16 protein-coding genes are annotated in these 14,437 nt (G+C 58.8%); 9 read left to right on the forward strand and 7 right to left on the reverse strand.

Annotation, left to right across the window (positions count from 1 at the left end; translation table 11 throughout):
- Window positions 1-158 precede the first annotated feature (158 nt).
- Window positions 159-1,115, forward strand: a complete 957-nt coding sequence (gene gcvA, locus LT85_RS23650; RefSeq protein WP_038493945.1) for a transcriptional regulator GcvA — start codon at window positions 159-161, stop codon at window positions 1,113-1,115.
- On the opposite strand, the gene LT85_RS23655 is transcribed toward gcvA, so the two are convergent.
- Both LT85_RS23655 and LT85_RS23660 read right to left on the reverse strand, forming a co-directional pair.
- A complete protein-coding gene (locus LT85_RS23655; protein WP_052135424.1) occupies window positions 1,099-1,413 on the reverse strand; it encodes a DUF493 family protein in 315 nt (104 codons plus the stop codon). The two genes, gcvA and LT85_RS23655, sit on opposite strands and share 17 nt — an antisense overlap.
- A gap of 167 nt (window positions 1,414-1,580) precedes the next feature.
- Window positions 1,581-2,429 (reverse strand): D-amino acid aminotransferase, encoded by an 849-nt coding sequence (locus LT85_RS23660; protein WP_038493949.1) that lies wholly within the window; start codon window positions 2,427-2,429, stop codon window positions 1,581-1,583.
- 239 nt (window positions 2,430-2,668) lie between these two features.
- Between LT85_RS23660 and LT85_RS23665 the strand changes: the two genes are divergently transcribed.
- The 4 genes from LT85_RS23665 to LT85_RS26825 all read left to right on the forward strand — a co-directional run bounded on the left by LT85_RS23665 (window position 2,669) and on the right by LT85_RS26825 (window position 7,324).
- Complete coding sequence (locus tag LT85_RS23665; RefSeq protein WP_437177305.1) at window positions 2,669-4,855, forward strand: TonB-dependent receptor; 2,187 nt, start codon at window positions 2,669-2,671, stop codon at window positions 4,853-4,855.
- 19 nt (window positions 4,856-4,874) lie between these two features.
- Window positions 4,875-6,350, forward strand: coding sequence for a PepSY domain-containing protein (locus tag LT85_RS23670; RefSeq protein WP_038493952.1), 1,476 nt, complete (start codon window positions 4,875-4,877; stop codon window positions 6,348-6,350).
- A gap of 66 nt (window positions 6,351-6,416) precedes the next feature.
- Window positions 6,417-7,007, forward strand: coding sequence for a DNA-3-methyladenine glycosylase I (locus LT85_RS23675; RefSeq protein ID WP_038493955.1), 591 nt, complete (start codon window positions 6,417-6,419; stop codon window positions 7,005-7,007).
- Between the two features lie 2 nt (window positions 7,008-7,009).
- Window positions 7,010-7,324 carry a hypothetical protein gene (locus tag LT85_RS26825; protein ID WP_156117626.1) on the forward strand — a complete coding sequence of 105 codons (315 nt, stop codon included), beginning with the start codon at window positions 7,010-7,012 and terminating at the stop codon, window positions 7,322-7,324.
- 14 nt (window positions 7,325-7,338) lie between these two features.
- Here LT85_RS26825 and LT85_RS23680 read toward each other — a convergent pair whose 3' ends face one another.
- A complete protein-coding gene (locus tag LT85_RS23680; protein WP_038493958.1) occupies window positions 7,339-7,683 on the reverse strand; it encodes a low molecular weight protein tyrosine phosphatase family protein in 345 nt (114 codons plus the stop codon).
- A gap of 101 nt (window positions 7,684-7,784) precedes the next feature.
- Here LT85_RS23680 and LT85_RS23685 point away from each other — a divergent pair, with 101 nt between their 5' ends.
- A complete protein-coding gene (locus tag LT85_RS23685; protein WP_038493961.1) occupies window positions 7,785-8,507 on the forward strand; it encodes a pseudouridine synthase in 723 nt (240 codons plus the stop codon).
- A 52-nt stretch (window positions 8,508-8,559) separates the two neighbouring features.
- Here the strand turns inward: LT85_RS23685 and argB are convergent, their stop codons facing one another.
- Window positions 8,560-9,462, reverse strand: a complete 903-nt coding sequence (gene argB, locus LT85_RS23690; protein ID WP_038493964.1) for an acetylglutamate kinase — start codon at window positions 9,460-9,462, stop codon at window positions 8,560-8,562.
- Between the two features lie 334 nt (window positions 9,463-9,796).
- On the opposite strand from argB, the gene LT85_RS26275 reads away from it, so the two are divergent.
- Entirely contained in the window at window positions 9,797-9,997 is a 201-nt protein-coding gene (locus LT85_RS26275) for a cysteine-rich CWC family protein (protein ID WP_081992656.1), read from the forward strand.
- A 3-nt stretch (window positions 9,998-10,000) separates the two neighbouring features.
- Here the strand turns inward: LT85_RS26275 and LT85_RS23700 are convergent, their stop codons facing one another.
- Genes LT85_RS23700 through LT85_RS23710 form a run of 3 tightly spaced genes read right to left on the reverse strand, consistent with a single transcriptional unit; the run spans window position 10,001 to window position 12,328 of the window.
- Window positions 10,001-10,708 carry an SPOR domain-containing protein gene (locus tag LT85_RS23700; RefSeq protein WP_038493969.1) on the reverse strand — a complete coding sequence of 236 codons (708 nt, stop codon included), beginning with the start codon at window positions 10,706-10,708 and terminating at the stop codon, window positions 10,001-10,003.
- Window positions 10,709-10,711: 3 nt separating this feature from the next.
- Window positions 10,712-11,482, reverse strand: coding sequence for a type III pantothenate kinase (locus LT85_RS23705; RefSeq protein ID WP_038493971.1), 771 nt, complete (start codon window positions 11,480-11,482; stop codon window positions 10,712-10,714).
- A 3-nt stretch (window positions 11,483-11,485) separates the two neighbouring features.
- Window positions 11,486-12,328: a biotin--[acetyl-CoA-carboxylase] ligase gene (locus tag LT85_RS23710; RefSeq protein WP_052135591.1), complete on the reverse strand. Its 843-nt coding sequence runs from the start codon at window positions 12,326-12,328 to the stop codon at window positions 11,486-11,488.
- Between the two features lie 196 nt (window positions 12,329-12,524).
- Here LT85_RS23710 and LT85_RS23715 point away from each other — a divergent pair, with 196 nt between their 5' ends.
- Together LT85_RS23715 and LT85_RS23720 are read left to right on the forward strand one after the other, a co-directional pair.
- Entirely contained in the window at window positions 12,525-13,649 is a 1,125-nt protein-coding gene (locus LT85_RS23715) for an MlaE family ABC transporter permease (RefSeq protein ID WP_038493974.1), read from the forward strand.
- Window positions 13,649-14,422: an ABC transporter ATP-binding protein gene (locus LT85_RS23720; protein ID WP_038493978.1), complete on the forward strand. Its 774-nt coding sequence runs from the start codon at window positions 13,649-13,651 to the stop codon at window positions 14,420-14,422. Before LT85_RS23715 ends, LT85_RS23720 begins: the two co-directional genes overlap by 1 nt.
- Window positions 14,423-14,437 lie beyond the last annotated feature (15 nt).

Here is a 14,437-nt window from a genome sequence, read left to right on the forward strand (position 1 = left end):
CCTTGAAACTGCTGGTATATTGACCGCTACATCTTTAGAGCGCTTGATATAGCCGTTTGTTGTTTCTAGAGGGTTATTTTAATCAAGCCAAGAGTGTTAACAAAACGAGTAATTTTCCTCTCTCTTGCTAATTTTTCTCACATAAATCCAGGTCCGCCATGGTCGATCTCAGAAAACTGCCGAATCTCTCTGCCTTGCGCGCTTTTGAAGCTGCTGCCCGTACCGGCAGTTGTTCACGCGCGGCAGAAGAAATCTACGTGACGCCGGGGGCGATCAGTCATCAGATCCGGACTCTGGAACAGGAATTGGGCGTGCAGTTGTTTACCCGTCACGGCAAGCGCATCACCATCACCGAACAGGGGCAGCGCTTCGCCGCCACCATCCGTAAATCACTGGATGAAATCGCACTTGCCACCGAAACCTTGAAATTCGACGCCAAGCAGAAGCGACTGACGATTTCAGCCTTGCCATCGTTTGCATCGCGCTGGCTAGCGCCGCGCCTGTGGAAATTCATTGACCTGCATCCTGACACCGAGGTGGTGTTGCAATCGAGCAGCCACCTCAACGACTTGGCGCGCGAACCGATTGATGTGGGACTGCGCTTCGGCTTTGGCAACTATCCGGGCATGGTGGTCGAGAAACTGATGGACGACTTTTATTATCCGGTGGCCAGCCCGACCTATCGAAACGGCAACCTGCCGAAATCGCCACAGGAGCTGGAGCAGTGCAGCCTGCTGAGAATGGATACGGAGGCATCGTGGCTGCCGTGGTTCGATGCCGCCAAGGTGAATCTGGTAGAGCCGACCGGCGGCTTGCTGATCGAGGACGCCTCCATGCTGCTGCGTTCGGCCTCGGACGGGTTGGGGATTGCCTTGACCAGGCATGCGATTGCGCTGCAGGAAATCGCCTCGGGACAGCTGATACGCCTGTTCGATGTCGTGGCGCGCTGCCCGACTTCCTATTATTTCGCCTGCACGCCGGAAGCCATGAACAAACCGCAAGTCCAGGCGTTTTATCGCTGGCTGCTGGAGGAAGTGAAGATTTTCAAGGCGCAGAGCGACTGGCCGGGGCCGCCGCCGCTGTCCCTTGACGAGAGCGCTACAACACCATCTTGACCATCGGATGCGAAGACAAGGCCCGGTACAGGTTGTCCAGCTGCTCACGGTGGGTGGCGTACACATTGGCCGTCAGGCCGGTGTAGTTGCCTTTGGCCGATGGCCGTACTTCCAGCTTGCCGATATGAAAAGTCGGATCATGCTGGGTCACCACGCCGACGATGGTTTCGGCAAAAGCATCATGCGTCGGCCCCATGATCTTGATCGGAAAAACACTGGGATATTCGATCAGGCTGTCAGCCGGATCGATAGGCGCGTTCAGATCGAGGGGTTTGCTTGGATCGATGGGCTTGGTCATGGTAGCTGCTCTTCAATGGTGATCAGGTAGTTTACTCTCCAAGCTTATCAAAGGTAAGACAATCCGCAAGAATCCGTTGCGCAAATGGAAACAGGATGGAAAGACGCTGGGTTTTCCATCCTGTAATCACTTAACTGTCAGCTGCCAGCTGCAACAACGACTTCTGTTCAAGCCGCCTTCGCTGCTTGATAAGCCTCGTATAACTGCTTGTATATGGGGCCGGGTGCGCCATTTCCAATAGTCTTGCCGTCAATCGACACTACCGGCAGCACTTCCTTGGTGGCCGACGACAGCAGCACTTCATCGGCGGCAAACACTTCTTCGCGCGCAATGCGGCGCGCCTCGAACGGAATGCCGCCGCCGGCGCACAATTCCTCGATCAGCTGATAGCGGATGCCTTCCAGGATCAGGTTGTTCTTGGGCGGCGCCATCAGCTTGCCGTGCTTGACGATCCAGACATTGGAAGACGAAGCCTCGGTCAGCCAGCCGTCGCGAAACTGGATCGCCTCGACCACGCCGTGCTCGGCCGCATTCTGCGCCGCCAGCACGTTACCCAGCAACGAGATCGACTTGATCTCGCAGTGCAGCCAGCGCTGGTCTTCCATCGCCACGCAAGGCACGCCGCTGGCGCGCAAAGCCGCGCTCGGCAATACCAGCGGGTTGGTCATGATGAACACGGTCGGCGTCAACGGTTCCTTCGGAAACGCGTGCCCACGCTTGGCGACGCCGCGGGTAACGTGGATATAGACCATCTGGTCAGCCGCCGGATGGGCGTCGATCACACCCTGGATCAGCGCCAGCCACTGCTGCTTGTCATGCGGATTCGGAATACTGATCTTCGCCAGGCTGCGGAACAGGCGCGCCAGATGATGCTCCGAACGAAACAGTTTGCGGCCATAGATAGGGACCACTTCGTATACGCCGTCGCCAAAAATGAAGCCACGATCGAGCACAGGGATGTGCGCTTCCGAGAGCGGAGTCATGCTGCCATTGAGATAGACCAGCGGGTCTTGCATAGAATCTTGCACAATCGGCTTCCTGAAAGAGTAGAGAACTCAATTCTGGCACAGCGCCGCCATGCGGGGTATGCAAAAAAAGTATGTTGCCGCTGGCTGGCTGACTGCCGCTGCGACAATCTGTCACATGTGCAAGCCCGCGCGCCAACCGTAGAATTCCTCGTTTTTGGAGTTCACCGGTGAGCCGTATTTTCCATTCCGCCTGTACCTCCCTGCCCCGGCAATGCGCTCCGCACAGCATGGCCCTGGCCGTATTTGCCGCCTGCAACCTGATCGGCATGATGACCGGCACAAGTCATGCCGCCACCCCGCAAACCCAGCCAGAAACCACGCTCGACGTAGTCCATGTGAGCGCCACGCGTGAGGCGCCGAATGCCCAGCTGCCACTGGACGAAACTGGCTCTACCGGCAGCCGGCTCGGCCTGACCCTGCGTGAAACGCCGGCCAGCGTGAGCATCGTCGACCGCGCGGCCATCGAAGCGCGCGGCGCTTCCGACACCCAGCAGATTCTCAAAGGCGTGCCCGGCATTACCGCCTCCTCGCCGCCCGGCAGCGCCGGCTTTGTTTCCTATCGCGGTTTCAGCGGCAGCCAGATCACACAACTGTTCAACGGCATCACGGTACAGTACGACACCATCGCCGCCCGTCCCGTCGACAGCTGGATCTACGACCGTGTGGAAGCGGTCGGCGGCGCTTCCAGCTTTTTGTATGGCGCGGGCGCGGTCGGCGGTTCGATCAATTACATCACCAAGCTGGCCAATCGCGACGGTAACGCAACGCAGCTGTTCGGCAGCTATGGCTCGCACAATACGTCGGTATTGGCATTCGGCCTGAACCGCAAAATCAGCGATGACCGTCAAGGCATCGCCAACTATTTTCGGATTGACGCCAGTCGCTCGGCCGGCGATGGCTATGTCGATGGCGTATCACGGCGCGCGAATAATATTGCACTGTCGCTGCTCAGCGATTTCACGCCGAACCTTTCGCACACCCTGGCTTATGAGTATCAAAAGGAAACCGTGAAACGACCTTACTGGGGTACGCCGCTGCTCAATCCGATATTGGGCGACGGCCGCATCGACAGCGGTATCCGCTTCAAAAACTACAACGCCAGCGATGCGCTGTATCAGCAAAATGTGCAGTGGCTGCGCTCGATACTGGACTACCGCCTGTCCTCGCAGACTTCCGTCAAAAACACCTTCTACCGCTACACGGCGCTGCGCGATTTCCGCAACGTGGAGGAATACCGCTACAACGCCGACAACAGCCAGATCATCCGTTCCGGAGCGCTGCTGCAACGGCACGATCAGGAACTGATCGGCGACCGGCTGGAAGTGCAACATCGGGGCAAGCTCGGCAAGCTCGCTTCCGACTGGGCCGGTGGCATCGATTACAGCGTCAACAAAACCACGCGCTTCCCGCGTTCCTTGCCGGGACCGGTCAGCACGGTGGATCCTTATGACTTCAGCACCGGATCTTTCTTTGCGATACCTGGCATGCAGCCTGGCTTCTCACCGGACCGGACCAACCACGTCAGCACCTTCTCGGCCTTCCTCGAAAACCGCACACGCTTGCTGCCGAACCTGTCGCTGGTGAGCGGCTTGCGGCATGATGAAATCACGCTGGAAGTGGATAACAAGCGTGTGGCCAGCGCCAGCAATCCCGCCTATTTCAAGCGCAACTACGCTCCCACAACCGGCCGCGCCGGACTGGTGCTGGATATCACGCCGCATGCCAACGTCTACATCCAGTACAGCACCGCCGCCGATCCGCCGGCCGGGATACTCAGCACCGCCAGCCTGGGGCAGGTGCGCGATTTCAATCTCAGTACCGGACGCCAGGTCGAAATCGGCAGCAAGGCCGATTTCTGGAATGGCTGCGGCAACGCCACTCTGGCGGCGTATAGCATCAAGCGCAAGAACCTGGCGGTAGCCGATCCCAACAATCCAACCATGACCTTGCCGGTCGGCGCACAATCGTCCAAGGGCGTCGAACTGGCATTCGGCTTGCGTCCGCTGGACGACTTGCGTATACAAGGCAACCTGGCGCTGGTTAGCGCGCAGTTCGACGATTTCACCGAGAACGTCGGCGGCGTCAGCGTCTCACGGGCCGGCAAGCGCCCAACCAATACGCCTTCGCGTGTCGCCAACCTGTGGCTGGATTACCGCTTTCTGCGAGACTGGAATATCGGCGCCGATGCGCGCTATGTCTCCTCGGTCTACGGCAATACGGCCAACACGGTCAGCGCACCTGCCTATACGATTTATGGCGCCAGCCTCAGTTATCGCTTGCAGAAAAGCAGCAGCGTCGCACTTAGGGTAAAAAACCTGACGGACAAGATATACGCCGACAACATCACCAGCACGCCCATGTTTTACCTGGGTGCGCCGCGCAGCGTTGAGCTTGCCCTGAGCGTCGACCTGTGACCAGCGCTTTGCACGAAAAATGAAACGCTACCTGTATCTGCTGCACCGCTGGCTGGGCGTGAGCTTGTGCCTGTTCATGGCGCTCTGGTTTTTCAGCGGTGTAGTGATGATGTATGTGGGCTATCCCAAGCTGACGGCGGCCGAGCGGCTGACACACTTGCCTGAACTGGATGCCGGCGCGGCTGCACCGGCCATCATTTCCCTGGCGCGTGCGTCCCAGGCTTTGCCGCCGGATGCAAAGCCATCGGCGATCACGCTCACCAGCGTAGCCGGCAAGCCGCAGTACCAGTTCCGCATCGGGCATGGCATTGCCGCCGTGGATGCCGTCAGCGGCGTCCGGTTGACCAAGGTTGATGCAGAAGACGCGTTGCGCGCCGCGCGCGCTTTTATGCCGCGGGCGGAGGCGACTTACCAGGATGCAGTGACGGAAGACAGCTGGAGCCATTCGCGGTCTTTGGATCCGCACCGGCCCTTGCATCGCGTGCACATGACCGATGGCGCCCGTACTTTGCTCTACGTGTCGTCGGCCACCGGCGATGTGGTGCGCACTGCGACCCGCAACGAACGGCTTTGGAATTATGCCGGCGCCTGGCTGCATTGGCTGTACATGTTCCGTGGCGGGCCGGTGGACTGGGCCTGGACCGGCATCGTGGTCTACCTGTCGCTGGCCGGCGTAGTGCTGGCGCTTACCGGCACTGTGGTTGGCTTGCTGCGCTGGCGCTTTCGCGGCAAGTTCAAATCGGGCGGCAAGACACCGTATCGCGCATCGATGATGCGCTGGCATCATCTCAGCGGATTGCTATTTGCGGCGGTAACGGTCACCTGGATCTTCAGCGGTCTGATGTCGATGAATCCATGGAAAATCTTCCATACCGGCGGTGCGCCGATAAACCGGCTAGCGTATGCAGGCGGCGAACTGCAGCCGACGCAATTCAGGATCGAGGCCCGGGATGCGCTGGCAGGTTTGCGGGGAGACTTGCGGACACGCGAAATCAGCTGGCATCTGCTGGACGGCCTGCCTTACCTGGTTGCAAAGGATAGTATTGGGCGCACACGGATTGTGTCGGCAGCAGACCGGCCCGCGCTTTCCTCTTTCCCGACGCAGCAGCTGGTTGCCGCCGCCAGTCATTTGTTTCCGGCCGCGATTGGTGAAACAGAATTGCTCCGGCGTTATGACGCGTACTACTACAGCCGCGATGCCCACACCATGATGGGCGACGCCACGCAACGCCTGCCGATGCTGCGCGTCAAATTCGCCGACCCGCAACAAACCTGGGTCCACATCGATCCCTACAGCGGCGTCATTCTCGGCCAGCTTGACGCACGCCAGCGTCTGCAACGCTGGCTATTCTCTTTCCTGCATAGCTGGGATCTGCCGCCGATGCTGGCCAGCCGGCCCTTGTGGGACATTGCGCTGATCTTTTTCAGCGTGGGCGGTTTTGTGTTGAGCGCAAGCGGAATCGTGATCGCCTGGCGGCGTTGCCGCAGCAGATGATTTTGTGCGGTAGCATGTGCGTAATTCAACTCCCGGGGAACGTAGCAGTTCCTCCGCCCGCTCGCCATGACCGACTCTGCTTCCTCTCCCGTTGTCCGCTGTGCCTGGGCCAATCCCGCCAATCCGCGTTACCTTGCCTATCACGACGAGGAATGGGGCCAGCCTTGCCACGACGAAGTGCGCCTGTTCGAAATGCTCAACCTGGAGGGAGCGCAAGCTGGCCTTAGCTGGGAAACCATTCTCAACAAGCGCGAGAATTACTGGCGCGCGTTCGATGGCTGGAATGCCAAAAAGATCGCCCGTTACGATGAAAGCAAGGTGGCGTCTCTGCTGGCCGATGCCGGCATCGTCCGCAATCGCCTGAAAGTCGCGGCCGCCATCACCAATGCGCAAGCCTATCTGAAGCTACAGGCTGAACTGGGTGGTCTCGATGCTTATTTGTGGGCCTTTGTCGATGGCGAGCCGATCCAGAATCAATGGACATTACTGGGAGGCAATCCTGCCAAGACGCCGTTATCTGACCGGATTTCCAAGGATTTGGCCAAGCGCGGCTTCAAATTCGTCGGATCCACCATCATTTACGCTTATATGCAGGCAATCGGCATGGTCAATGACCATTGCGTCGAATGTTACAGGCACCACGCCGTACAGAAGTAATCTTGGCCGAGGTGGCTGTGAGCGGCGGCACAAGGCAAGGTGTCGTCAGGCCATTCCGCGATGCCAAGATTGTTGCGCTGTTGCCATTGCGGCAATGGACACTTTGTCGCTCCACCTCTCCCACTCTCCATCCAGGAGACCCCGCGACAACCGAAAACTTTATCCCGGGCAAAGACGCCTCGCTTGACTCCCCCGTCAGTTCGATGAAATCCAGATCGGAAATGCTCGGTTCTCACATTGACGAGCGCTCCTGGCTGAACCTGGAAGGCTGTGAAATGCACCGGCGTTTGCTGGAAGCTTATGCCAAGCTGGCATGAGCACAGGCGGGCAGCTACGTCTGTCCAAGGTTGTCGTTTGCCAGCACACAGGCGACAGCATCGGTGAGTTGCTCAACCAGCTCAGGATCCATGTACTTGTATTCATCGGGAATATCCAGCACATGGATCTTTTTGTTTTCAAGCAAGCTTCCAAACTCCGCCATGATGCGGCGCTTGTGCTTGCTCTCCATCACAAAGATCAGATCGGCCCAGGCAATATCGGCGGCGCTGATTGTCTTGCGCGCATTCGGGCTGGTGCCTGCCGAGCGCGCCCGGATGTCCGGCTGGCGTCGCCATATTTGCTCTCCCGTGGGGCTGCGCCATTGGTTACGGCTGCAAACAAAGAGTAATCTGGTCATTTATCGCTTTTATCGTTTTTATCGTTTTTGTTATTTATTTGATCTGGCAGCATGCTACATGACCCCTTTCCGTCTGCCTGTCGTTCTGCTACATTCCCGCCATGCCTAAACTGACCTTAGACCGGATCCTGCAATCGCAGGGTTTCGGCAGCCGAAAATATTGCCGTGAATTAATTGAAGACGGCGAAGTCGTCATCAACGGTGAAGCCGTGACCGACTATAAATCCGTGCCGGATACCGACGTCCTGGTGTTTACCCTGTTCGAAGAGGAATGGACTTACCGCGAACACGTCTACATTGTGCTCAACAAACCCGCTGATATCGAATGCTCGCGCAAACCCAGCCATCACCCCGGAGTACTGAGCATCTTGCCGGAACAGTTCAGCTGGCGCGACGTGCAGCCGGTGGGACGGCTTGATCACGATACGACCGGCTTGCTGCTGATGTCGGACGACGGCACCTTCATCCACGCGCAATCGTCGCCAAAACGGCACGTCCCCAAGTTATATGTGGCCACTACGCATGAGCCGGTAACTGATGAGCTGGTGCAAAGCCTGCTGGCCGGGGTGAAGTTGCACGATGAGCCGCAAACCCTGGCGGCCATCAGCTGCCGTATCCTGGGCACGCATGAAATCGAAATCGTGCTGGAGCAGGGTAAATACCATCAGGTCAAGCGCATGCTTGTCGCCGCCGGCAATCATTGCACGGCCTTGCGCCGCACCGCAATCGGCGGCCTGACGCTGGATGCGCTGGAACTGGAACTGGGTGAATGGTGCTACCTGGAGCCGGAACACCTGGCGCTACTGGTGCCAGCCCAGGCATAAAAAAAGCGCAGGGCCTGAGCCTTGCGCTTTTTTGCTTCCGGTTTGCCGCAGATCAGTGCGAACGGATCATGGTGCCGAACGCCTGCTCGGTCAACACTTCCAGCAACAGCGAATGTTCGATCCGGCCATCGATGATGTGCACGGTGTTGACGCCCGACTTGGCGGCGTCCAGCGCCGATGAAATCTTCGGCAGCATGCCGCCGGAGATGGTGCCGTCCTTGAACATTTCGTCGATTTCACGTGCCGACAAATCGGTCACCAGATTGCCTTGCTTATCTTGCACGCCAGCAATATTGGTCATCATGATCAGCTTTTCCGCGTGCAGGATTTCGGCGATCTTGCCGGCGACAACGTCAGCATTGATGTTGTAAGCCTGACCATCGGCGCCGAAACCGATCGGCGAAATGATCGGGATGAAGGCGTCGTCCTGCAGGGCCTTGACCACGGCGGGATTGATCGCTTCGATTTCGCCGACAAAACCGATATCGAGGAATTCGCCTGGATGTTCACGGTCCGGCATGCGGTATTTGCGGGCACGGATCAGGCCACCGTCCTTGCCGGTCAGGCCGACTGCCTGGCCGCCGTAGTGGTTGATCAGCATCACGATGTCCTGCTGCACTTCGCCGCCCAGCACCCACTCCACCACTTCCATGGTTTCTTCGTCGGTGATCCGCATGCCTTGCACGAACGTACCCTGCTTACCGATTTTCTTCAGCGCATTGTCGATTTGCGGGCCGCCGCCATGCACCACTACCGGGTTCATGCCGACCAGTTTCAACAAGATCACGTCGCGCGCGAAGCCGTGCTTCAGGCGTTCTTCGGTCATCGCATTGCCGCCGTATTTGACGACAATGGTTTTCCCGTGGAATTGACGGATATACGGTAACGCCTCGGCCAGAATTTCAGCTTTGATTCCTGGTGCAACGTTGGCAAGATCGTTGGTCAAATCGGCCATGAACAGTCCTACAAGAGATTTCTGAGCGGCTGCCTGAGGGAGAATCGCAGCCCGGTCGGATACCGGCGGCTAACGACCCGTGGCGGAGGCTTGGACCTGAGACAGCTTGTCAGAAGAAAGTAAAAGGGTGCAAAGACTGCAACTCGGGAGAGTTAAAAATCGCTGCGCGATGGATCAGCGAGATTTTACATGGAAATGCGCTTGCTTAGGTATGACAAGCGCGTGATGTGTTGCGGTTGTTGCGCGGATATATCACACCCGGCAATATGGTTATCATGACAGCTCAAATCGGCTGTTTTATAGCCGTTAGCCAACCAGTCACAGGATAGCCAGAATGGCGCAATGCCCCGTATGTCAACAGCACTTCCATTGCGGCGCCGGCCAGCATCCGGATCAGCCCTGCTGGTGCAGCCGGATGCCGCCGTTGGCTGGGGCCAGCTTGGCAGCGTCCGCGCAATGCTATTGCCCAACCTGCCTGACGCGCCTGTTGCAAGAACAGGCCGCCACGGCGGGCAATCAAAAACCACTATCTTGATTATCAGGGACAGCTACGCACTTCCTGGGAAGGAAAATCTATCTTGATCTTGTCGAACGCCAACTTGGCGTCGCCTCCCATATCGCGCAACTGAAACGCAACTTTGCTGGAGCTGACACTGCGGGTGCCGACCTTGGCGCCGCTCAGGCCGCGCTTGGCCAGACTGGCGACCTGCTTTTGCGCAGCTTCGTCGGTTTTGAAAATACCGAGCGAAATGCCATAGCGCAACGCGCTGGAATCCTGGATCACGAAAAAATCGTTGATACCGAGACGGCGTACTTCATCCGCTTTTTTGTCGGCCGCTTCCTTGCTGCCGAGCGACGGCAGATACACCATGTGGCTGGCCACTTCCTGGATTTCCCTGCGGACGAATTTCAGGGTCGGCGTACGTTCCGCCAGCTGGCTGGAGAAACGGCGTGCTTCGGATGCGCTGAAATTGCCGATTTCGGTGCAGGCGACCGGCGCCAGATCGGCCGCCGATGACACGCTGGCAGCGGCTGCCGTGGAAGCCGCCGCTGGAGCAGGAGCTGTACCCGCGGCCGAAACAGAAGCTGCATCGACCACGACCAGCTTGATTTTATCCGCCTGCAACTGCTTGCTGATGCGGGTCGGCTCCCTGCCGTCGCTGTAGAGCGCGCCAAGATAGCCTTTTTGCATCGCGAACAAAGCGGCATTGGCCAGCAACAACAGCCAGAAAATGAGTTTCAACATGTTTTAGATAGTCGCCGCAGCAGTTTGTAGACCGATTAATACCAGATTATCAATTGTTTCATGCTGGATCGACAGGTAGGGCGCAATCAACGACGCCGATCCGCCTGCCACAATGCAGCGCAGGCGTGTATCGCCTGCTTGCCGGCCCAGCATTGCAAACGCCCTTTCAATCGCGCCCACCTGAGCGTTAATGCAACCGCTGATGATAGCGTCATCCGTGTTGTCTGCAAACAGCGCGCCCACCTGCACGTGATCAGTGATATGCGGTAATTTGGCGGTGCTGCGCGCCAGCGAGGTCGCCATCAGGCCTAGTCCCGGCAAGATCATGCCGCCGCTGAACAAGCCGTCGGCGCTTACCGCATCAATCGTGGTTGCCGTGCCGCAGGTGGCGACCAGCAAGGTTTGCAGCGGAAATAGCCGTTGCGCTCCCAGCGCTGCGGCAAAACGGTCGCAGCCAAGTTGCGCCGGATTCCGGTAGCCGTTGCGCAATCCCGCCAGTTGCGACGGTGAGGCAAACCACTGCGGCCGCAAACCGGCACCGAACACAATCTCCAGCATGGTCTGCAAGCGCTCTTGCGTATGTTCGCCAGCTACATTGGAGAGCAAGATACGCGACACCGCCAGCTTGCGCCAGCGCTCGCTCAACGCCGACAACTCCGACAGCCCCGCCGAACCGCTCTCAAGCCAGTTACCCGCCGGCTGGCGGGTTTCAGGCAATGGCGCCAGGGCCCATTTAATACGGGTATTGCCGACATCGACCAAAAGCATGGCCATGGTTCAACCCTCCTTCACACGCAAAGAAATATCGCCGGCCATGATGGCGATCGGGTTAGCGTCGCCATCCGCTTGCAACATCAAACGGCCGATCTGGTCTATGCCGAGCGCCCGGCCTTCGTACAGCACCTTGCCCTGGTCCAGGATCGATACCTGCTGGCCGGCAAAGGCATGCAGCCGGTTCCAGCGTTCGACGAAAACAGGCAGCCCCTGGCTTTCGAACTGGCGCATGTTTTGCGCCAGCGCGCCCAATAGCGAAGCCAGCAACAGGTTGCGGTCTTGCGCGGCGGCTGTCGGCAAACTGGCGGCGCGCTGGCCGATTTGCTGTTGCAGCTCTTCCGGCACGCTCAGGTTGATGCCGATGCCGATCACCGCCCACACCTGGCGGTCGGCGGCAGTCGCGGTTTCAATCAGGATGCCGGCCAGCTTGCGGCCGCTTTGCAAAACATCGTTCGGCCATTTCAACTGCACATCCACGCCGAAATCGGCCAACGTCTCGGCGATTGTCACGCCCACCGCCAGCGGTAAGCCGACCAGAGCATGCAAAGGTGCGGCAAACGGCCAGGCCAGCGAAAAGGTCAACGCCGCCGAAGGTGCAGTCAGCCAGACCCGGCCGGCCCGGCCACGCCCGGCCGTCTGGGTTTCCGCCGCCAGCAAGGTCGGCGCCTGCAAGCCGCCGCGACCAGGGGCCATCACAGCGCGCGCCAGCAGGTCAGCATTGGTAGAACCGGTTTCGGCCACCACTTCAATCAGGCAATGCTCGGCGTAATGGCCGGCGAAGGCAGCGATACGCGCGGCCGACAACTGGCCCGGCGTATGGGTTGGTGCAATAGTTTGTACAGTCATGCCGCGCATTGTAGCGGGAGTTATGACGAAATGCGGCGGGCAATGCGCGACGCAACTATGAAAACCCTCAGACCAACTGCCATTGACCAGGATTTTCATTTCATAATCGACAAGTCACGCGTCCTATTACACTTTACCTACAAGTTTTATCACTACTGCAATAGTGCTGACAGCAATTCTCCCTTAAACTGATGCGATGCCGAATCCCGATTCCACTACGCCCGTCCTTGAGCTCTCCGATGGCAGCCTGGTCGCCGCGCGCGGCAACTGGCAGGTGCACGCCCTCACGCAACCTGGCGTCATCCAGACGATCCAGGCCAAGCTGAGAAACTTCGCCAGCCAGTCGGACAAGCTGCGCTGGGATTTGTCGGCGATCGGTACGCTGGACCATATCGGCGCACAGTTCTTGTGGAACGCTTGGGGCAAGCAGCGACCGCAGCAATTGACCGTCGCGCCGCAGCACCGCGATTTTTTCCGGCGTCTGGCGGATGCCGGCCCCCTTGAGTTGCCGCCCAAGCCACCCCGCCGGCGCCTGTTCAATGCCATCTACGACAAGGGCAGCGAAGCTTTCGGCCACGTGTCCGGTTTCATCACGTTGCTGGGACAGCTGATGCTGGATTTCTTGCGCATGCTGCAACAGCCGCATCGCGCGCCCTGGAAAGAAATTTCCGCGAATATCTATCATGTCGGCTATCAAGCCTTGGGCATCACCGCGCTGGTCGGTTTCCTGATCGGCGTCGTGCTGTCGTTCTTGTCGGCGCAACAATTGCACACTTTCGGCGGCGATATCTATCTGGTCAATATTCTCGGCATGAGCATCATCCGCGAGCTGGGACCGCTGCTGGCGGCAATCCTGGTGGCTGGCCGTTCCGGTTCGGCGATTACCGCCCAACTGGGCGTGATGCGCGTCACCGAAGAACTGGATGCGATGCTGGTGATGGGCCTGCCGCACGGTTTCCGGCTGATCCTGCCGCGCGTGCTGGCCTTGCTGGTGGCGATGCCCTTGCTGGTGATCTGGACCGATGCAATTGCCTTGCTAGGCGGGATGGTGGCGGCGCAATTGCAACTAGGTTTGTCGCCGACCTATTTCCTGCAGCAATTGCCAAATGCGGTGCCGCTGCCGAATTACCTGATCGGCCTTGGCAAAGGCGCGGTATTCGGCGGCCTGATCGCGATGGTCGCTTGTTATTTCGGCCTGCGCATCGAACCCAACACCGAAAGCCTCGGCCACGGCACCACCACCTCGGTGGTCACCGCCATCACCATCGTGATCGTCGCCGATGCGATATTTGCCATCATTTTCAGCGGCGTGGGGTTCTGATGGCTAGCGATCCACAACCGATCATCGAGATCGACAAGCTCTGGACCCAGTTCGGCCCGGTAGTGATCCATCAGGATCTGGACCTCAGCATCAAGGCCGGCGAAATCGTCGGCCTGGTGGGGGGCTCCGGCTCCGGCAAGACCACGCTGGTACGGCAGATTCTTGGCCTGAACCGCCCTACCAAAGGCAAGGTCGTGGTATTCGGTACCGATGTCAGCCAGGCCGATGTCGATCAGATGTACGTCTTGCAAAACCGCTGGGGCATGCTGTTCCAGCAAGGCGCACTGTTCTCCGCGCTGACGGTGCTGGATAACGTGGCGCTGCCGATGCGGGAGCTGCGCGCCTTGCCGGACCGGCTGATCCGTGACGCCGCCTTGCTCAAGTTGCAAATGGCCGGTATCGGCCCCGAGCATGCGCTGAAGATGCCGTCCGACCTGTCGGGCGGCATGATCAAGCGGGTGGCGCTGGCGCGGGCCTTGTCGCTGGAACCGGAACTGCTGTTCCTGGACGAGCCGACTGCCGGCCTCGATCCTGCGTCCTCGGCCACATTTATCGAACTGATCCGTTCGCTGCACAAGGACATGCACTTGACGGTAGTGATGATCACCCATGACCTGGAACCGCTGCTGGCGTTGTCGACCAAGATTGCTGTGTTGGCGGACAAGCGCGTGATCGCCTACGACACCCCGGAGCGCGTAATGAAAGTGCGCCATCCGTTTATCGAAACATTTTTTCTCACTGCCAATCGCTACGAGCATGACACTTGCGGCTAAGCAGCTGCTGGCAGC

Source organism: Collimonas arenae (assembly GCF_000786695.1).
GTDB classification, from domain to species: Bacteria; Pseudomonadota; Gammaproteobacteria; order Burkholderiales; family Burkholderiaceae_D; genus Collimonas; species Collimonas arenae_A.